The following is an 18235-nucleotide window of genomic DNA, read 5'->3' as shown; positions in this document are numbered from 1 at the left end:
ACCACGATCAACGGCAACGCCAATGACGGCATCATCGGCAAGATCAATGACGGACAACACCTGGGTCGAGAACGCATCGAGCACGCGCAGCGCCCGATGGCGCCTTACCGTGCGCTGGATGACCGCCGGCGTTCTGGGGATGGCGGCCGGTTCCAACAGGGTGTGGCTCTGCTACTGAACGGGTTCCAGGAGGAACAGCGGGAGCAGCCGGTCGGTCTCCTGCTGGTAACTGAGATAGGTGGGAAAGACTGCGGTGGCGCGCTTCCACCATTCGGTCCGCTCGTCGCCGTGGAGTTCGCGGGCGATCATGGGGCGGGACTCGGTGCCGTCCTGGAGGGTGATCTTGGGGTCGGCCAGGAGGTTGTAGTACCAGACCGGGTGATTGGTCGCGCCACTGTTGGAGCCGACCGCGACGTACCGGCCGTCGTGCTCGACCCGCATCAGCGGGACCTTGCGGCTCTTGCCGGATTTCGCGCCGCGCATGGTGAGCAGCACCAGCTTCTGCTCATTCCACTGACCCGCCTTGGTGTCGCCAGCGGCCTCGATCTTGGCGACGGCGTCCCGGACCCAACCAGTCGGGCTGGGCGCATAATCTTCGTCTGTTGACATGTCACCATTCTGCCATAACCGCAAGCCATCGGCGGTACGATGTCGCCAGAGCGATCAGGGCTCGCGAGATCTTGCGCGGGTTACTGAATGGGTACTTCTATTCGCTGGCGACATACGGATCTGGCGGGTTAGCGGATTCGACGTTCCATCCTCCGTAGCTTCGGCGGCACCGGATGTCTGCGTTGGACCATATTCTGGACCCGGTCGACGGTCTGCAGTGCGGCTTGGTGACCATGCGGGCCCCTGCTGCCGGATCTCGGGAGGGGCCGAGGCGGAGATCGCCGCAGGATCGCACGGAGGTCGCCCAGGCCGGGCCGCGACCTCGTTGAACAGGCCCATCCCAGGCGGGCGTACCTGCCATCCGCATGGTTTCGATCTCGGAGCCACGACTTCCGCCGGCCCACGGAATCCGTCGCTGTAACGACCAGGACCGTCGGGCATCCATCTCACGCCGCGCACCCCGAGGCGCCGCCGATCGTCGTACCTGGATGCAACGCGAGCAACTTCCCGCGACCTCCAAGGCGACGGATGGGAGAGCACGCCGGGAGGGCAGCGGGGCCTTCTACTGGCGCGAACCTCTAAAGTATGTAACTCTTCTGATTACATTCTCACGTCAGGAGCAACTGTGCCAACTCCAACAACTATGTCCTCGGCAACTGTGATCGAGCTCCGGCAATACACGCTGCGGCCGGGCGGGCGTGACGTTCTGGTCGAGCTATTCGAGCGGGAGCTGATCGAGCCGCAGGAGGCGTCCGGTATGCGAGTCGGTGGCCTGTTCCTCGATCGAGACGATGCCGATCGCTTCGTGTGGTTCCGCGGCTTCGCCGACATGGCCGCCCGGCAACTCAGCTTGGAGAGCTTCTACTTCGGGCCCGTCTGGAATGAGTTCCGCGATGCCGCGAACTCCACCATGCTCGACAGCGACGACGTCCTCCTACTGAGGCCCGCGGATCCTGCCAGGCCGGCACCCGAGCCCGCCGAGGGACGCGCATCCGTGGGCTCCACAAACCTGACCGACGAATGGGTCATCGTCTCCGTCTACGTCCATGCACCTGATCCCTCGTTCACGCGCTGGCTCAACGAAGACTTCCATGGCGCGGTTCAGCAGGAACTCGACGTACCCGTCGCCACATTCCGGAGCGAGCCCGCCAAGAACAACTTTCCGGCCCTCCCCGTGCGGACAGACAATGCCTTCGTCTGGATGGCTGCATTCTCTGACGGCAGTCAGTACGAGGACGCCCGGCGACGGCTAGAGGGGAGCAAAACCTGGCAAGACGACCTGGCTCCGCGCCTCAGGGCGAAGCTGACCAACCGCGAGTGCCTGCGACTGCAACCGACCGCGCGATCTCAGCACCCGCGGTCCGGTCCGGCCGCAGGAGCAAAGCCGTGACCCTCATGGCCGGGCACACAACATGCGACTAGGGCGCGGCACCCCTCAGCCTGAACAGGCAATGCAACCCCATGCCGCCCCTGACACGATTGGCGTGGCGGAGGTCGGACTTGCTGTCTCAACGGTGACTGAAAGCTGATCGGTCCGCGTCCACCCGGCTCATGTTTCAGCCGAGGCCGACCTTGCTGAAGGGGTTCGATCGCGACCGTTGAGAAGGGCCTCTCCGAGGCGCAGCTGCCGCGTAGGGTGTGGCGATGTCGACGGTGTTGAAGGACCGGTGGTCGCGCTCGCGGATTCGACCGGCTTGTGCAGGTTCGCTCAGGAGCCATCTGTAGGCGCCGACCGGGAAGCGCGCCAACGGGCGGGGTTTGAAGGTCGCCTCGCTGTTCGCGGGGATGGCGGCTGGGTGGACGGTATCGATGACGTGGCGCTGCTGCGACACGGTGGCGTGGCCGATTGTTCAGGCAATGTGTTGTGTCCTCGACTCTGGAGTAGTTCGTGTGGGCGTTCGCCTTCGGTCATGTCCGCCAACTCGACGCGGTCGCGTCACGGCTCCTGACCCTCAACAGTTGGTGGCAGGCAGCGACCAAATGGCCGCCGACCTGGCGGCGATATGCGATGCCCTGAGTCGAATGCGAGCCTTCGCGATCAGGCCCAACTCAAGCGTCACCGCCGCACCGACTCTCGGGTCCCTGTGGTCATGGCTGACGCCCAAGGAAGGCCAGGAGCCGGTCGCTGACGCGTGATTCCCGGCTCATCGGCACGGGCGGGCCGAATCTGATGCCGCGATCGTCACGAGCCACAACGGCGATCGCGGTGGTCATCAGCGCCGTTGCCAGGGGCGGTGGAATATCCGGTGCCTGCACTTTGGCCGTCGTCACGTCCCAGGCGTGGACAGCGATCTCAAGAGCACCCACAGCTGACAAGTGGTCCCGCACGATGGCGGCACCCTCGATCGGCACAGTCTCGCGGCCGACATTGTCGGGGTGGCGGGCGATGAGGTGGAGGCGCTCGATGCGCAGTGCGAGCGTGCTTGGCCTCGGGTCGACGAGCGGAACTGCTGCTAGACCGACCTTGCCGATACAGAACCCTTCTTCAATCGCGGCGACCGAGTCTCCGAGGTGCTCGAGGAGCATGCCGATATTCCACTCACCGCATGGCGTTGCTTGCTCCAGGTTGACCTCGTCGCCGAGGCTGCCTACGGCAAGCGCAGCGAACGTCGTGGCGTCGACCAGGGCGCCGAGGCCGTCGACCGCCACAGTCCTCATCGAACGGCTCCGTCTGTTTGCGTAAGCATCTCCGGCAGCCCAAATACCGGGAATAGCTGGGGGCGCATGAACGAGGTGATGCTCGAGATTCCGGCTGACGTGACGGTCAGCACCTGTATCGCGTGGGCTTCGAACCGGCTATCGGCGGCTGATCGCTGATAGCAGGCGAATGCCGGCTGGCCGTTGGCCTCGGTCGGGACCATGATTTCGTCGCCCGGCGAACCTGCCCTGGTCCGCAAGAACTCCACGACGCGGTGGCGGCCCGTGAACCAGGTGGCATATGGCGGCATCTCCCACACGGCGTCCTTGGTCAGCACCTGGCGGAGCGCATCGACGTCGGCCTGCTCGAAGGCGCGCACGTAGATGTCGAGTATGCATCGCAAGCTCGACTCGTCGGGCTCCGCCACGTCCTGTGCCTGTACTTGGGACAATGTGGCCCGCGCGCGCTGCAACAAACTGTTGACGCCAGCCGGGGTCGTCTGCAGTGGATCGGCAATCTCGGCCGCAGACCAATCCAACACCTCCCGCAGGAGCAACGCCACTCGTTGCCGGGCCGGCAGCAGTTGGAGGGTCGCGGCGAACGCGAGACGAACGTCGGCCTTGCGCTCGCTCACGTCGGCTGGATCGGCGCGGTCGCGACCTGTCGGAAACGGCTCCAGCCACGGCACATCGCCTGCTGCCGCGCCGATGGGCGCGTTCGGGTCGTCCGTCGCCGAGCCAATTCCCGACGGAAGGGGACGACGTTTCGACTGTTCCAATGCGCGCAGGCACGCCCTGGTGGCGATGGTATAGAGCCAGGTGCGCAGCGATGACCGGCCGTCGAACCGGTCGTAGGCCTGCCAAGCCCGCACAAAGGTCTCTTGCACGGCATCGTCGGCATCGTGCACGGAACCGAGCACACGATAACAGTGCGCGAGCAGTTCTCCGCGCAGCGGTTCGGCCAGCCGGGCGAACTCCCCGGCTGCTGGCGACACCAGGTCGGCCGGCATCATTCCGGCTCGGGCAGCAGCCGGTACGACCCAACAATCGTGGCGTCGGACCGCACCGGCGGGCCGGTGATGCGTTCGCCGATTCCCTCCTGGAACCGCTGAAACGCACCCAACCCATCGAGTGGCGTCCGGTCGCCGTCAGCCTGCACAAGGTGTACGAAGCTCACCCCGTCGGCCAGGCGCAACGACGCGTACGCGAACCCGGCGGGCTGCTGTGAATGCAATTCGGCAAAGACCTGCTGGATCAAGTGCTGGTTGTGATCGGCGGCATGGGGCGTGGTTGCGTACTGAACGATGAACATCGCGACTGTCCTTCCTGTTGTCTACCGCTTTAGATCCGCGAGACCGGGCCGACTAATCGGTCGGTCGTCGCGTCCGTCGCGATGGGTGGAGTCCAGCAGAGTGGTGTACGACGGTAGCCCGGTGAGCGTGTCGTCCATGACGTAGACGCGGTCACGGGGACCCTTCGAGTGAACACTCACAGCCGACTCGCAGAAGGACCCACTGATGACCGCTGTATCCAGTATTTAGCCAGATCGACCCTGCCCACTTTTGAGGAGCACCTGTCTCAGGCCAGCCCTGACCTGATGCGGGTACTGCTCAACACGTTCATCAACACGTTGCTCGGCCCAGCCGACTCGGTGTGTGGCGCGGGCTATGGGCAGCGCAGCGAGGAGCGGACCAACTCACGTAACGGCTACCGCCACCGTGACCTCGACACCCGCCGCGGCACGATCGACGTGGCGGTGCCCAAGCTCCGGTCGGGGTCGTTCTTCCCCGAGTGGCTCCTCGAGCGCCGCAAGCGTGCCGAACAGGCGCTGACCAGCATGGTGGCGACCTGCTACCTGCTCGGGGTCTCGACCCGCCGGATGGACAAGCTGGTCCAGACCCTGGGGATCACAGGCCTCGAAGTCGCAGGTCAGCGTGATGTCCAAGCACCTCGACGAGCACGTAGCCGAGTTCCGCACCCGGCGACTGGAGCAGGCTGGCCCGTTCACCTTCGTGGCTGCGGACGCCCTGGTCCGCAAGGTCCGTGAGGGCGGCAGAGTCGTGCCCGTCCACGCCCTGGTCGACACCGGCGTCGACGCCGATGGCCACCGCGAGGTCCTCGGTGTGCAGGTCACCTCCAGTGAGGACGGCGCGGCCTGGCTCGGGTTCTTCCGCGATCTCCTCGTCCGCGGCCTGGGCGGGGTCAAGTTCGTCACCAGCGATGCCCACGCCGGCCTGACCGCCGCGACCCTGCCCGGTGCGGCCTGGCGGCAGTGCCGCACCCAGTACGCCGCGAACCTGATGACCATCACCCCGAAGACCTCCTGGGGCTGGGGCAAAGCCCTGCTCCACTCCGTCTACGACCAGCCCGACGCACCGGCTGTGCACGCCCAGTTCGCCCGCGTGTTCGAGACCCTGACCGAGAGACTCCCCGACGTCGCGAACTACCTCGAGGACGCCCGCGCCGACATCCTCGCCTTCACCGCCTTCCCAAACAGGTCTGGCGTGAGATCTGATCCAACAACCCCAGCGAACGCCTCAACCACGAGATCCGCCGCCGCACCAACGTCGTAAGGATCTTCCCCCAACCGCAACTCCATCATCCGCCTCGTCGGCGCCGCCCTGGCCGAACAACACGACGAGTGGGCCGAAGGCCGCCGCTACCTCCGACTCGACGTCCTGACCCGCTCCCAGGCCATCGGAACCGACCCCAGCACCGAGAAGGAGGACTCCGAACCGACCATCCAGGCCATCACGGCCTGACCCTCAAACCTCGAAGGTAAAGACTTTCGTACACCACCCGAGAGGACTTGACCTCGCGATGCCGGACGGCGGTTGGGGCACCGCTATGTCGGCGGTCCTGGAATGCCGACATGCAGGCGCTCACCGAGCTCCTTCGCCAACGACGTTCGCGGGACTGTCGATATCCGACGTGCAGCCAGTAACCCGACCGATTCATCGGTCTTCCGTCGTCGTTTCCTGCGCCGGACCCTGCGACTCCAGCTTATCCGGGCGCCTTCCTAGCAGCATCAATGCCGCGACCACGCCAAGCGCCGCGAACACCGCAGAAGTTGCGAAGGCTGCCTGGTAGCCGTAGATCGAAGGTCCGCCCTCAGCGCCAGACACGGCGTCGCTGGTGACGGCTACCGCGACGGATGTGGTGATAACGATTCCGAGCGCGGTGCCGATGTTGAACGACGTATCGACCAAGGCCGCTGCGAGGCCGTACTCCTCGTCCCGCACCCCGTCGAAAGCGGCGATCTGCGATGCGACGAACGCCGCCCCCATGCCTGGCCCGAACACGAGCAGTCCCCAGACGAGGTCCTTCCAGTACGAAGCGTCGGCGGTCACCTGGGTCAGCAGCACGCACCCGGCCGCGACGAGCAGGACAGCGGTAGCGGCGACCCCGCGAAGCCCAACCCGGGTCACCAACGCCTCGCCGATCATCGCGCCGGCAATGGACGTCGCGGTCATCGCGATGCTGGCTAGGCCGTACTGCAGTGCCGTGTAACCGAGCATCTGCTGTGAGAACAGCGTCAGCGGAAACAACATGCCGTCGACGGCCAAGCCGGCCGAGAAGATCACAAGGTTGCCACCGATGAGGAACCGATTCCGGAAGATCCGCAGCGGCACCAGGGGTGCGACCGAGCGCGACTCGACGACGACGAACACCACGATGAGCATGGTCGCGGCGACGAACAGTCCGAGCGTCTCGGGGCTTGCCCACCCCTGATCGGGTGCGCGCACGATGGCGTACACAAGCGAGAGCAGGGCCAGGGTGATGGTGACTGCGCCCGCCGCGTCATAAGAGCGAGCCGGGTCACGGTCCGGCCCGCGCGGAACGAGCACTGGCACCAGAAGGATGACAGCGATGGCAGCGGGAACGTTGACGAAGAAGATCCACGACCAGCCGAGATACTGGGTCACCACGCCACCAAGCAGCAGCCCAGCGGTGGCTCCGGTGCCGCCAAGACCGCCCCAGACACCGAGTGCCTTATTGCGTTCGGCCGGGTCGGTGAAGATCGTGATCACCAAAGACAGCGCGGTCGGCGCCATGATCGCCGCTGACACTCCCTGCACCAACCGCGCACCGATGAGCACTGGCCCAGCCCAGGCAAGGCCGCACAACAGCGACGAGCTGCCGAACAACACGGTTCCGACGAGGAACACCTTCCGACGGCCGAGCATGTCGGCAGATCGCCCGCCGAGCAGCATGAGCCCGCCGAACGCCACCACATAGGCCGTGATCACCCATTGCACGCCCGAGGTCGTCATCGACAAGTCGGACTGAATGGCGGGGATCGCCGTCAGCACGATCGTCCCGTCCAGGATGATCATGAAGAAGGCAGCGCCCAGCAGTGCAAGCGCTCGCCACCGACGCGGATCGGGCCCCGGCTGCGGACCCGACGTCTCGGCTTCCGGCGCGTGTTCGTGCATGGATCGTCCTTCCCGACGGGTGACGCCGCGGTCGGCGTACCTAGGGGTTAGATCCATGCCGGACGACCCATTCATCGGCCGGAAGGGCGCCAAAGGTGCCACGCCTTGGCGACGACTTCCCGGCACGTCGTCAGTTCCGAACTCCACAGCGTGGCAGACGCCGATGGTGTGACGGCGCGGTCAGGTGGTGTCGGATGTCACCGACATTGACGAGCGCCACGATCCGACTGGTGTCGAATCCCACCCGAAAGCGGTGTCGGAGGAGACCTCCGGAGCCACTCGCCGATCCGACCCCGGCACATCAGCAGGCGACGGCGTCCACCGTGCCCTGAACATCCCACGGTTAGTCAGCCCCCTCAATAGGCTTTCCCGATCCAGCCCACGGCCTGCGCGGCCGCCGCTGGTGGCCGAGACCCTGAATGACTCGAATCTCTCGGGGCACCGATGCGTTCGGGGCGGCCTTGCCCGCACGGCACTAGTCACCGAGGCATCGGAGCGCGCGATTGGCGTCCCGCGCGCCCCGTCACGGCGAGGGTCAGGCATCTGGCGTCATCCAGGACCCGCCGCATCGAGCGCGCCTCAGAACTCGCAGCAGGTTACACAGCCGAGATGTACGGCACGGAAGCGTCGGCGAGCTGCGCGCGGCACCCTCTGCTAGCTGCTCCTCCCCCATCCAGAATTTGACCGGCCGACGCTACAGCGGAGGCAGGTGAGTCACTGGCGTCGATAGATCAGGATGCGGCTGTTCGCTCGGTGATCGATCTCCTGAGAGTCTCCGGTTCGGCGAGCCAAGGCGCATCGAAGGAGGCGTTGGGCTCGTAGATGTTGGTGCCAGGCGGGACGATCTCGTCAATTCGGTCCAGCACGGCGTCGTCGAGTTCGAGTGTGGCGCCGGCGACGGATGACTCGAGTTGCTGCAGGGTGCGAGGTCCGATAATCACCGAGGTCACCGCTGGGTGGACCAGAGGGAACGCCAGAGCGAGCTCGGGCAGGCTACAGCCCAGGTCGTCAGCGAGTTGCGCAAGGTCCTCGACGACATCGAACTTGCGCGCGGTCACGGGGTCCTCTTGGTCGAATAATTGAGGCCGCAGCGCGATCCGACCACCTGTGGGCGGCGGCACAGTCTTGCGATGCTTCCCAGTCAGAAAGCCGAACGCCAGCGGACTCCACGTCAGCACGCCCATTCCCCAGCGATTGGTGACCGCAAGCAGGTCGCGTTCAATACCCCGGGCGAGCAGGTTGTACGGCGGCTGCTCCGTCCGCGGCCGCATCAGTCCCCGCAGCTCGGCGACCCGGTGCAGCTCGACGATCTCATGCGCGGGATAGCTCGACACTCCGAATGCGCGAATCTTTCCGGCCCGGACCAGGTCGGTCAGTACGCCGAGGGTCTCCTCGATGTCGGTTATCCAGTCGGGGCGGTGGACCTGGTAGAGATCGATGTAATCCGTGCCGATCCTGTCGAGGCTCGCCTCGACCGCTCGGGTCAGGTAGCGGCGGGAGTTCCCACTGCGATTGGGGCCCTCCTCGCCGAGAGCGAAGTGTCCTTTAGTGGCAAGGATGACGTCGTCACGCCTGCCTTGCAGTGCTTTACCGACGATGATCTCGGACTGCCCGGTCGAGTACATGTCAGCGGTGTCGACGAAATTGATCCCGTGGTCGAGAGCCGCGTGGACGATGCGTACGCACTCATCGTGGTCGGGGTTACCAACCGCACCAAACATCATCGCGCCCAGTGCGTAGGGGGACACCTTCATACCGGTGCTCCCCAAGGCCCGGTACTGCCATGATCCATTCATACTCGCTCCTCGATACTCAGCTTGTGGCTAGAGGTACAGGGGTGGGTCACTGGGTTGAATCCGATCAGGTCCGTCAGCACGCGATACGCTGTTGCCGCCGGACGGGCAGTGCTCATGCGACTCGTAGCCAGACCGACCGCCAGTGCGGAGAACGGCTGGTTCGAAGTCCAACATCTGCACGGGCGGGCCTTCCCGCTTAGATACTGGCTGCGACGTAGCCGAGCCTTCAGGTATGGCGTGACGTCCTCCCCGTGAGAGCCGTCCACCGGACCAGGAGTCCGGCCGCCATACAGGCAACTTCGAGGACTTGGGCGGCTACCGGGACGAGCAGACAACTGCAGTAGCCGCTGGCGTCCCACCGCCACCGCGCCGAATCGAACTGTCAGCCGAGCCCGCATCGATTACGGCATCCGCTGCTTTCTCCGTGCCGTGGCTCCGAGAGGTCGCTGCTCCGAGTCGGGCGGCGCGCCCATGCCCACCATCATCCGCGGACAGCGGGTGTCGGAGAAAACTCGCCCAGCCGGAAGATCCTGAGGGCTCGAGGAAATCGGCAGCATAGTGCAACTCCATTTGCGCAGATCAGTACGGATGACGGCGCGCTCGCAGCACATGGCCATAAACGACCAGCGTGTTGGCTCGGACACTCGGCCTAGCGGCCAAGTGAGTCTCTACTCCAGGACGCCTACGGACAAATACCGAACTAGTATGTAACTATACTACTTACACATGCAAGGCGGGCCACGCGGGTCATGCAGTGGTCATGAGTCTGATCGTCGAGATCGAGGACGTGATCCCCGCGACCTGGAGGGCTCGCCGGTTGAGCGACACACCGCTTCGTAACGCGCAAGCACCCATCCACACTCCCCGAGAGCCTCGGCAACTCAACCGCGAAGAGAGACGATGAGCAAGACACTCCGCTTCGGTACTGTCCCGACGTTACTGGCGGTCTACGCAACGGCACGCCCAATCGACGGGTCAGACGGTGACTATGGACCAGGCCTGGCGTGGAATGTCGGCCATATCGCCTTCCTCGGCGCATTTATCGGATTCGGCGCTCTGACGAGTTACTTCTGGCGTGCGTCGCCCCGGCCTCACACCGGCGTCGTGGCCTCCGCGCTGGCCAGCCTTGTCGGCGTCGCGCTGTTCTGCTGGGTGATCCTGACCGATCTCATCCCACCGCTCGACGAGCAGGCCTCTCTGCCAGATCCAGTCATGGCCCTCGGCCCCATCGTCTTCATCATCGGCTTCGTTGCATCGCTGGCGATGCATGGGTACCAGACGAAAATGCGTCTCTGGTGGCTTCCTCCTACGTTGACACTGGCGGGCCTACTGACAGTCGGAGCGAATCTGGACCTTCTCCCGGTAACAACCGGGCTCGTGAGTGCAGCCCTCCTGTGGACAGCCGCCAATCAGAACGAGTCCCAGCACCGGCAGCCGGCTACGGGCAAATCCTGAGGGTCTCGATGGCCTGCACAACACAATCTCCGACCTCGTAACAAGGTTCGCCGTCCACGATGTTGGGGATACCTTGGGTTTGCGACACGTGGTCTTGCGTCCGATCACAGCAGGAGTCGCGACAACACACCGCCGGCAAGAACCATCGATTCAGTAACATATGCTGGCTCAGTTGGCTACGAGGGCGTTTCCGGACCTCAGGGGCGTGCCATGATCGCGATGTTCACCGATCTGGTCAAACGCAAAGCAGGCCAGACCGTCGCGGTTCGCGTTGCGGGTCGTCGGGTCGGAGCCTGACTGGGATAGTTGTGCGGCGTGCCGATCCGGTTCCCGAGTCTGCTCAATCAAGACTGCGACCGGCGCCGGGAGACGATGATCCATCGTCCAGACCGCCGGCGTTCCTCGACCAGAGGTGATCGCCTTCGAGCACCGCGTACCCCAACGTCGAAATTGTGTGCAGCACTGACTTTCCACGCCGGCGGGACAGGATCAGGCCGGCCTCCCGCAGCACTCTGGTCTGATGGCTGGCGGTCGCGAGCGAGATATCGCAGGCGACCGCGATCTTCGTGGTCGTCACCTCGGTCACGGTCTGGGCGAGCACCATCGCCCGCGTCCTGCCCAGCAGTGCGACGAGGCTCGCCACGGAATCCGCTGGTCCCTGGGTCGCTCGCAGCAGACCGGTGGCTCCTCGGATCGGGAATACGAGCACCGGCGGGAGGTCCGGGTCGAGCAGCTTGATCGGTTGCCGCCAACAGAAGTACGACGGCTGCAACTGCAGTCCGCGACCGTTGAGCCACAACTCCTCGTCTTGGAACGCCGCGATCTCGAGAACTCCGTCCCGCCAGCGGGCCCTCGGGTGAACGCCTTCAAGCAGTGCGCCGACACCGCCAGCGGCCAGCTGATCGCGCCGCTGCAAGTAGTCGGCATGCACAGCCGCCCGGATCGACGGCCAATACGGCTCCAGTGCGGACCGGTGGTAGATCCGCAGCGACTGGCCGAGCTGGTGCATCGCCTCGGCCCGAGGCTGGGCCAGTTGCCGAACCCAACCCGCGCCACTTCGCGGAGCGAGCCTCGCGAGGTCAGTGCGCACCCGCCTCCGGGGCGTCGACAGCATCACCCCCACCGCCTCATCGAATGAGGCGGAGCCTACGGAGGGAGTGAGGAAGTCGGGTGAGTACCCGACCGGAGGAGCCAGCACTGCCAGCGGTCCGACGATCTCACGGCTCAGCCAGCGCCGTTGCCGCGTGCGCCAAGCGCCGAAGGGGACCGGCCCGTCCCCGACCTGCAACATGTGAAGGCTGAGCAGGGCCTCCCAGAGAGGAGCCGGCTCGGCCAGCAACGTCGTCTGAGCCAGATCCTCGGGGTCGAAGTGGATTCGAAGCATCTCATCCTTCCTTCGTCGCAGCGCAGCCCGCCGTTGGTGCTGACGCACCTCGACCGACGCCGTCAGTGGCACTGCCGAGCGTCAGCTCCGAACCACCCATGGGTCGCGTGGATGGGCGAGCAGGACACCGCCGCTCAAGGACACCGGCGTTCAGCGCGGACAACCATGCACAAGCCGGCTGCACCAAAGCAGACCCCTGTCCGACCTCGTCCTGCAACCGGCTTCGTAGATGAGTGATCCTGTATCGACCGAGGGGAGAGTCCAAATCGCTCCGCTGAAGAGTGCGCCCCGATCGAAGATCCGGTGAAGCCAGTTGGCGCTCCACATCTCTTCCCCGGCCGTTGACCTTTGTACGGTTGTGGCGAGTCGAAGACCCGCTGCGGTACCGCGCTGGCCGTCGGAGAACGGCACACTCAATCAGCAGCCGGCAAATCGACCTATGTCCAACGAGATAGCCAAATCCGGGGGGCCGCTTCTGGAAACCGTCGATGACGCTGGGTGGATCGATCATTCTTTGTCCGACTCCATGAACGGTCGCCCAACCGGGCGAGATGCCGCTAAGATCATCTCCGGATGTATGTAATTAAATCTGTTACACATTATGCGAATCTGGTCGCGCTCGCAAGCCCCCGGACTCGGCCACTGAGGAACATCGGAACGGAAACGTACGGCACGCGCGTCGGTCAGCCGAGCACCACAGGTCCACCGAAGCGGTCGATCTGAGTCCGGGTGACTTGGGGCGGCGGTTCAGTTCATGGCGTAGGTTCCGTTCCGATGTTCCCGGTCAGCGGCCGAAGCCTTGCTCGACCAGTTTCACTGCCTCGTGGATGCTCACCTGGTCGGTGACATCCAGGTTCCCCGCCTGCTGCGCGCAGTTCTGCAGCGGTATCCTCGCCGCGCTTCGGGTCCCTGGCGCCGATCAGGGCCGTCATGCCGAGCGCAGCGAATTGCTCGACTGCCACGCGGCCGATCCCTTGTTCACTCCGGTAAGCAGGGCAACCCTCTGGTGCGCAGTCCGCTCGCTCATAAGCAGCTCCTTGCCACGGGAGGTGTGTTCTCTTCAGAACCCGCCCTCGACCCCGAGACGAGACAGCCGGCAACCTGTGACATACGGGCGGAACGTGAAAGCATGTGATTGGCAAGGTCAGCGTGGTACCGGGCGAGACGGCTGCTGCGGTTGACGGTAAGAGCGCCGACCAGTCGGGAGTCGCGGTGGTAGGTGACGACCAAGCGGTTCCGGTCCGGGTCGTGCTCTTCGATCCTTGGTGTGCCGAGTCGGGGCAGGCCGACGGCGCGCAGTTGTGCTCCGTATAGGTCGGACCAGAATGATGGTACTGCGATGAACGGACGTTGTTGCGTCGGGAACAGCAGGTTCCGGGCCGCTGTCTCCGCTTGGTCGACGGCGTTGCTCCAGTGGCCCAGGGCAACAAGTTCGCCGTCGGCCAGCGTGTGGGGCCAGCGGACTACGTCGCCGGCCGCGACGACATCTGGAATGGCGCTCCCGTCGGTTCGGAGTGGTCGCAGCCGTTCATCGCACTGCAACCCGTCAGCGGCCGGTAGGAGTCCGGAGCCGTGCAGCCACTCGGTGTTCGAAACTGTCCCTGTCGCGGCGACCACGAGATCGGCTGAGTATCGCAGTTCCTCCGACAGTTGATGCAGGACCACGCCGGCCCGGCAGTGTAGCTCCGCGACCAGAGCTGCGACAGGTTCTCCGGCGGCGGCCAGTAGCGGCAGGGCTTGTCGCATGACCAGGTCGACCTCGCAGCCGCGCTGTCGGGCGACGGCGGCAATCTCGTTGCCCAGGAACCCACCGCCCAACACGGCAACTCGTCGCCCGGGGCGCAACTGGTCGCGAATGGCGATCGCGTCGTCGAGCGACCGAAGCATCAACGCACCTTGCCCACCCGGCGCGGCTCGCACCCCGGTCGCGATGACCAGGCCGTCGTACCGCAGCATCCGGCCGTCAGCGAGCTCGACCTGGCGAACGTCGGAATGCAGTGCCGCCGCCGCTACGCCAAGCATCCAGTCGGCCTTCAGGTCTGTTGCTTGCGGCAACCGAATGCCTGCCGGAGTGGCCCGGCCTGACAGCAGGTCCTTGGACAGCGGCGGGCGGTCGTACGGCGTATGCGGTTCGGCGCCGACAATCGTGATCGGGCCCTGGTGCCCCAGCCGGCGCAGTGCCTCGGCAGTTCGGAGCCCGGCCAGCGACGCGCCGACGACCACGATGCGGCGCCGCATCATTCCTCGACGAGAGTGATCGCCCGCACCGGGCACGCTGCCGCGGCGGACCGGACCGCGGTCGCCAGCTCAGCCGCCGGCTCGGCGACGTACGCCAGCCGTTCGTCGTCGTCGAACGCGAAGACCTCCGGCGCGGCGAACACGCACTGGCCGTGGTTCTCGCAGACGGCAAGATCGACCTCGACGCGCATCAGTTCGGATTCCCCTCGGGAAGCGGTGGGTTGAAACGGGAAGGGACCGGTTCGGTCCACTGCAGCGGGCTGGCGTGGTCGAGCTGGACCACGCGATCGACTTCGATCCGGATCTGCCGCTGCGCCCCCGGAAGGCCTGGATCCGCGTCCCATTCGACGTGGGCACGTCCCGAGACCTGCAGCGTCGTACCGGTGACCCAGTCGACGAACAGCAGGCCGGCCGCCGGGTCCTGCTGGAGGTTGCCGAGCGTCATCATCATGGCGTTGCCGACGTAATCGGGCCAGCGAAGCGAGCGGTCGCCGAGCACCTGCACGAACCCCGGATTGCCACCGCGATGAGAGGCATCCGCCGCGCCCGTGGCCGATCTGGTGGCGACGAAGAACGTGTCCGCCGTCGCGATCAGCCGTCGCTGGCCGTTGTCCAGGGCATCGGTCACCCGGGCAGCCGACACATCGGCCGGCTCGATCTGGTGGATCCGGCGCTGCTGGATGTACTTCGGGCAGTTCGCGTACACCTGGTTCACCGTGATCCGGAGACCCGCAGGTGTCGGTACCGCGTCGCCGTTCACTCGCATCCGCCGACGGGTTGACGGGTCGATCAGGATCACCCCCACCTGCCGAAGTTCGGCTAAGGCTGCACGGAGGGGGTCGCCTTCGGCCAGTACGGCCGCGACGTCGAGCGTGTATTCGTCCGGCGCGGTGACGAAACCGGGATCACCGACTAGCGGGGAGGCCCACAACCGCCCGTCGGGATCCGCCGCGCCGAGGACGAGAAGGTGCTGTTCGGTGACGAACTGCGCCGCAACGGCCGGGATGCTGGTCCCGATGGCCGGCCGAGCCATCTCGGCCTCGGCCCGGAGTCCTGCCAGCCGTTGGGCCAGCCGCTCGCCCGGGTGGTACTGGATGGTCATCGTTCAATCCCTTCGGAGCGGCCGGCGCCGTGGGGAGGCGACGCCGGCCCGCACTGCATGGACGGCTCTGAGCCAGGCTCAGAAGAAGCCGCAGGTCGGGGCCGCACCGGATGGAGCCGGCGACGTTCCCGCACCGCTCGGCGCGTACACCTCGAGCCGGATACCGTCGGGATCGGTGAAGAAGATGCCGCCGGACGAAACCCCTTCGCCGTGCGGCACCACCCCGTCGTACAGGAACTCTGCGCCGAGCGCGTCTAGCGCCGCCTGAACGTCCTGCACCTCCTCGATGCTGTCCACCTGGAACGACAGGTGATGGAGCCCGGCCTGGCCGGCGCCGAACGCCGCGCCGGCCTGCTGCCACAGCGTGACTAGCAGCTTTCCGTCCCGCGCCAGGAACGCCCAGCGGCGGTCCGCATCGGTGCCCTCCGCCTGCACCTCGAAGCCCAGCACCCGCCGGTAGAAGGCAAGCGAACGGTCCAGGTCCGTCACGTTCAGGCCGACATGGCCTGTCGCCAGGGCAGTCGGTACCGCTGTAGTGGTCATCGGTAGTGTCCTCCAATATTCTAACCAGCAAGAGCCTCCATACTGGATAGAATATGTCTACCCTGTCAAGTGGCTGTCATGGGTTAGAATCGCTGCATGGATCCACGCCCCTTGACCGGCGAACCGGTGAGCATGGACCTGCTCAACACTGTCTGGGTGGAAGGCGAGCAGTGGTTCGACCTGCTCGAGACGGTCGACGGCCTCCAGACGTGGCTCGCCGGGCAACCCGCGGTCAGTTCGCCTCTTGCCGTGTCGGCGACGGAAGCGGCTCGACGACAGTTGGTCGAATCGCGAGAGGTGCTTCGTGCCGTCGTGAAAGCACGGCTCGACGGGCGAGTGCACGACGAGGCGCAGGCGCAACTCAACGACTTGCTGTCGCGCGGACGGCTGGTACGCCGCCTCGGTGCAGGCGGTCCTGAACTGGCACCTGAGGTCGACGACCCGGCGGACCTGATCGCCTGGCTCGCCGCCGACGACTACCTACGCCTCCTAGAGCGGGATCCGACCCGGATCCGCGCCTGCGCCCATCCGGACTGCGTCCTGCACTTTTACGACGTCAGCCGCAAGGCGAACCGCCGCTGGTGCTCGATGGCCGGCTGCGGCAACCGCGCCAAGGCAGCCCGCCACTACGCCCGCTCCAAGGAATCCGACTGATCAACACTGTTGGTGGCTTGCTTGTCCTACAGGCGAGGCCAGCTCGTCGTTGGTGCGGTAGCCGGCTGTGTCAGGGCTGGAGACGGCGAGGATGTCGCCGCCCACGGTCGCCTTGCAGTCCGCGACCACTCGGTGGTCGGCTTGTCGACGACCCTCGTGCGCACCCACGGCTCCTCGCGTGGTGGAGGCGAGGGCCCGAGCGATCGGCGTAGCATCAGCCGGTGAAGGACTCCGGGCCGAAGCGCCCCCACACCACGAAGCCAGCCAGGGCGAGACGATGTCGGCTGCCATGACTTGGCCTTGTGACAGCCGATGCGGGTAATCACCGCATCGACGATGATCATCATCAGACCGATTACAAGAGCGCGAACAGGCCGCCGCCCCGCGAACGCCATGCGCTGGCCAGCTGCGGCACACCAGACCCCCACAGCCTCCACTGAGACCGCGGCGAGCCTTGACCAGCCACCCGAAATCCATCGTCCGTATCGACGATCCACATGGTTCCGGAGAACGCCTTCGAATGGGTCGGCGATAGCGATACGATGCCGCAGCCGTTGCGGCCATATCGAACAGCAACTCGTTTAGCGCAGAGACAGTCCAACGCGAACACCTCTCGGTGGGACTCGTATCGAAGGCCATTGGCTTGGCTTCGACGCAGCACAGTTCGAGAAGCTCGGCAGGTCAGCATCGTTGACACCTGCCTCGACGAGATCCTGGTAGATCATCCAATGTACCTGGCGTTCCGGTGAGCCGAGCGAGTCGCTCAGCCAGGTCACGCGCCGTAGTGCGACGCTCAGCAGGTGGCAGGCCTGCTGAGCGTCGCGACCGCACGACCGAAGTCCCAGACCGCGGCCAGGCGTGTGGCACGTCAATAGGCGGGATGGACAACAGGCCGTCCCGTAAGGACCTGTTTCGTGCCGGTGAAGTTGAAGACCAGGCTGGCCATGGCACCGAAGAGGTCCGAGGCGCGGACCTTCGCCGCCGCGCACGCGGCCGGTTTCAACGTTCCGCACCCGCGTCCGTCCACATTTGGGCCCTGCTCCGACCTTGCCCGAGCTGGGCTCGGATCGGCGTGCTCTCGCTCATGAACGGCACGTCACCGTAGGTGTGGGCGTGGGCCGTGACGCAATCCGCTTGTAGTCGTCCAACCGGCTGCACCACGGAGATCGCCAGCGCGGCACAGCTCTGTTCACTGGTCGTCCCGGGAGCATGCCGCAGTCGAAGACGGTTGGACGCACCTTCGGCCATCTCCTCGCGCTGGTTCGGATCGCTAGCGTCGGCGCGTACGCGCTCTGTGAATAGATGATCCACGACGACCCCTTGTTGACCGTCGTTCTGGATGACGACGTGTCGGTCGGTGTCCGTCGCTGAGGTTGCGGAC

The 18235-nt window shown here is 65.5% G+C and carries 15 protein-coding genes and 2 pseudogenes; 5 read left to right on the top strand and 12 right to left on the bottom strand.

Going from position 1 to position 18235, the window contains the following annotated elements; translation table 11 throughout:
• Window positions 1-171: 171 nt before the first annotated feature.
• A complete protein-coding gene (locus ABD255_RS43420) occupies window positions 172-609 on the bottom strand; it encodes a nitroreductase family deazaflavin-dependent oxidoreductase (protein ID WP_344222740.1) in 438 nt (145 codons plus the stop codon).
• Window positions 610-1267: 658 nt separating this feature from the next.
• On the opposite strand from ABD255_RS43420, the gene ABD255_RS43415 reads away from it, so the two are divergent.
• Together ABD255_RS43415 and ABD255_RS43410 are read left to right on the top strand one after the other, a co-directional pair.
• A complete protein-coding gene (locus ABD255_RS43415; RefSeq protein WP_344222739.1) occupies window positions 1268-1999 on the top strand; it encodes an NIPSNAP family protein in 732 nt (243 codons plus the stop codon).
• Between the two features lie 338 nt (window positions 2000-2337).
• Window positions 2338-2557: pseudogene (locus ABD255_RS43410) on the top strand (IS1380 family transposase); the annotation flags it as partial.
• Window positions 2558-2697: 140 nt separating this feature from the next.
• On the opposite strand, the gene ABD255_RS43405 reads toward ABD255_RS43410, so the two are convergent.
• The 3 genes from ABD255_RS43405 to ABD255_RS43395 are packed head-to-tail and all read right to left on the bottom strand — an operon-like array spanning window position 2698 to window position 4558.
• Entirely contained in the window at window positions 2698-3267 is a 570-nt protein-coding gene (locus ABD255_RS43405) for a DinB family protein (RefSeq protein ID WP_344222738.1), read from the bottom strand.
• The gene (locus tag ABD255_RS43400) at window positions 3264-4256 is read right to left on the bottom strand and encodes a sigma-70 family RNA polymerase sigma factor (protein WP_344222737.1); all 993 of its coding nucleotides are present in this window, start codon (window positions 4254-4256) and stop codon (window positions 3264-3266) included. Before ABD255_RS43400 ends, ABD255_RS43405 begins: the two co-directional genes overlap by 4 nt.
• On the bottom strand, window positions 4256-4558 hold the full coding sequence (locus tag ABD255_RS43395) for a hypothetical protein (RefSeq protein WP_344222735.1): 303 nt from the start codon (window positions 4556-4558) through the stop codon (window positions 4256-4258). Before ABD255_RS43395 ends, ABD255_RS43400 begins: the two co-directional genes overlap by 1 nt.
• 216 nt (window positions 4559-4774) lie before the next feature.
• Between ABD255_RS43395 and ABD255_RS43390 the strand changes: the two are divergent.
• Window positions 4775-6008, top strand: a pseudogene (locus ABD255_RS43390) (IS256 family transposase).
• A 192-nt stretch (window positions 6009-6200) separates the two neighbouring features.
• Here ABD255_RS43390 and ABD255_RS43385 read toward each other — a convergent pair.
• Together ABD255_RS43385 and ABD255_RS43380 are read right to left on the bottom strand one after the other, a co-directional pair.
• Window positions 6201-7682 carry an MFS transporter gene (locus tag ABD255_RS43385; protein WP_344222734.1) on the bottom strand — a complete coding sequence of 494 codons (1482 nt, stop codon included), beginning with the start codon at window positions 7680-7682 and terminating at the stop codon, window positions 6201-6203.
• A gap of 731 nt (window positions 7683-8413) precedes the next feature.
• Window positions 8414-9436 (bottom strand): aldo/keto reductase, encoded by a 1023-nt coding sequence (locus ABD255_RS43380; RefSeq protein WP_344222733.1) that lies wholly within the window; start codon window positions 9434-9436, stop codon window positions 8414-8416.
• 942 nt (window positions 9437-10378) lie between these two features.
• On the opposite strand from ABD255_RS43380, the gene ABD255_RS43375 reads away from it, so the two are divergent.
• Window positions 10379-10933 carry a hypothetical protein gene (locus tag ABD255_RS43375; RefSeq protein ID WP_344222732.1) on the top strand — a complete coding sequence of 185 codons (555 nt, stop codon included), beginning with the start codon at window positions 10379-10381 and terminating at the stop codon, window positions 10931-10933.
• Window positions 10934-11273: 340 nt separating this feature from the next.
• On the opposite strand, the gene ABD255_RS43370 is transcribed toward ABD255_RS43375, so the two are convergent.
• The 5 genes from ABD255_RS43370 to ABD255_RS43350 form a co-directional block, all read right to left on the bottom strand.
• Window positions 11274-12317 (bottom strand): ArsR/SmtB family transcription factor, encoded by a 1044-nt coding sequence (locus tag ABD255_RS43370; RefSeq protein WP_344222731.1) that lies wholly within the window; start codon window positions 12315-12317, stop codon window positions 11274-11276.
• Between the two features lie 1023 nt (window positions 12318-13340).
• On the bottom strand, window positions 13341-14558 hold the full coding sequence (locus tag ABD255_RS43365; RefSeq protein ID WP_344222730.1) for an NAD(P)/FAD-dependent oxidoreductase: 1218 nt from the start codon (window positions 14556-14558) through the stop codon (window positions 13341-13343).
• Complete coding sequence (locus ABD255_RS43360; protein WP_344222728.1) at window positions 14555-14746, bottom strand: ferredoxin; 192 nt, start codon at window positions 14744-14746, stop codon at window positions 14555-14557. The genes ABD255_RS43365 and ABD255_RS43360 overlap by 4 nt, the downstream gene beginning before the upstream one ends.
• Window positions 14746-15657, bottom strand: coding sequence for a pyridoxamine 5'-phosphate oxidase family protein (locus tag ABD255_RS43355; protein WP_344222727.1), 912 nt, complete (start codon window positions 15655-15657; stop codon window positions 14746-14748). Before ABD255_RS43355 ends, ABD255_RS43360 begins: the two co-directional genes overlap by 1 nt.
• Before the next feature lie 78 nt (window positions 15658-15735).
• Window positions 15736-16200 (bottom strand): VOC family protein, encoded by a 465-nt coding sequence (locus ABD255_RS43350; protein ID WP_344222726.1) that lies wholly within the window; start codon window positions 16198-16200, stop codon window positions 15736-15738.
• 96 nt (window positions 16201-16296) lie between these two features.
• On the opposite strand from ABD255_RS43350, the gene ABD255_RS43345 reads away from it, so the two are divergent.
• The gene (locus ABD255_RS43345) at window positions 16297-16854 is read left to right on the top strand and encodes a CGNR zinc finger domain-containing protein (protein ID WP_344222725.1); all 558 of its coding nucleotides are present in this window, start codon (window positions 16297-16299) and stop codon (window positions 16852-16854) included.
• Between the two features lie 999 nt (window positions 16855-17853).
• On the opposite strand, the gene ABD255_RS43340 is transcribed toward ABD255_RS43345, so the two are convergent.
• Window positions 17854-18235 (bottom strand): hypothetical protein (locus ABD255_RS43340; RefSeq protein ID WP_425554652.1); only part of this gene is annotated, 382 nt, incomplete at its 5' end.

It is taken from the genome of Kribbella sancticallisti (assembly GCF_039530625.1).
GTDB classification, from domain to species: domain Bacteria; phylum Actinomycetota; class Actinomycetes; order Propionibacteriales; family Kribbellaceae; genus Kribbella; species Kribbella sancticallisti.
This window is presented reverse-complemented; position numbering and strand designations above follow the sequence as displayed.

Coding starts and splice junctions, on each gene's coding strand:
- ABD255_RS43385 (WP_344222734.1), bottom strand. CDS start 7,682: ATGCACGAACACGCGCCGGAAGCCGAGACGTCGGGTCCGCAGCCGGGG.
- ABD255_RS43350 (WP_344222726.1), bottom strand. CDS start 16,200: ATGACCACTACAGCGGTACCGACTGCCCTGGCGACAGGCCATGTCGGC.
- ABD255_RS43370 (WP_344222731.1), bottom strand. CDS start 12,317: ATGCTTCGAATCCACTTCGACCCCGAGGATCTGGCTCAGACGACGTTG.
- ABD255_RS43380 (WP_344222733.1), bottom strand. CDS start 9,436: ATGAAGGTGTCCCCCTACGCACTGGGCGCGATGATGTTTGGTGCGGTT.
- ABD255_RS43405 (WP_344222738.1), bottom strand. CDS start 3,267: ATGAGGACTGTGGCGGTCGACGGCCTCGGCGCCCTGGTCGACGCCACG.
- ABD255_RS43395 (WP_344222735.1), bottom strand. CDS start 4,558: ATGTTCATCGTTCAGTACGCAACCACGCCCCATGCCGCCGATCACAAC.
- ABD255_RS43375 (WP_344222732.1), top strand. CDS start 10,379: ATGAGCAAGACACTCCGCTTCGGTACTGTCCCGACGTTACTGGCGGTC.
- ABD255_RS43400 (WP_344222737.1), bottom strand. CDS start 4,256: ATGCCGGCCGACCTGGTGTCGCCAGCAGCCGGGGAGTTCGCCCGGCTG.
- ABD255_RS43365 (WP_344222730.1), bottom strand. CDS start 14,558: ATGATGCGGCGCCGCATCGTGGTCGTCGGCGCGTCGCTGGCCGGGCTC.
- ABD255_RS43355 (WP_344222727.1), bottom strand. CDS start 15,657: ATGACCATCCAGTACCACCCGGGCGAGCGGCTGGCCCAACGGCTGGCA.
- ABD255_RS43360 (WP_344222728.1), bottom strand. CDS start 14,746: ATGCGCGTCGAGGTCGATCTTGCCGTCTGCGAGAACCACGGCCAGTGC.
- ABD255_RS43420 (WP_344222740.1), bottom strand. CDS start 609: ATGTCAACAGACGAAGATTATGCGCCCAGCCCGACTGGTTGGGTCCGG.
- ABD255_RS43345 (WP_344222725.1), top strand. CDS start 16,297: ATGGATCCACGCCCCTTGACCGGCGAACCGGTGAGCATGGACCTGCTC.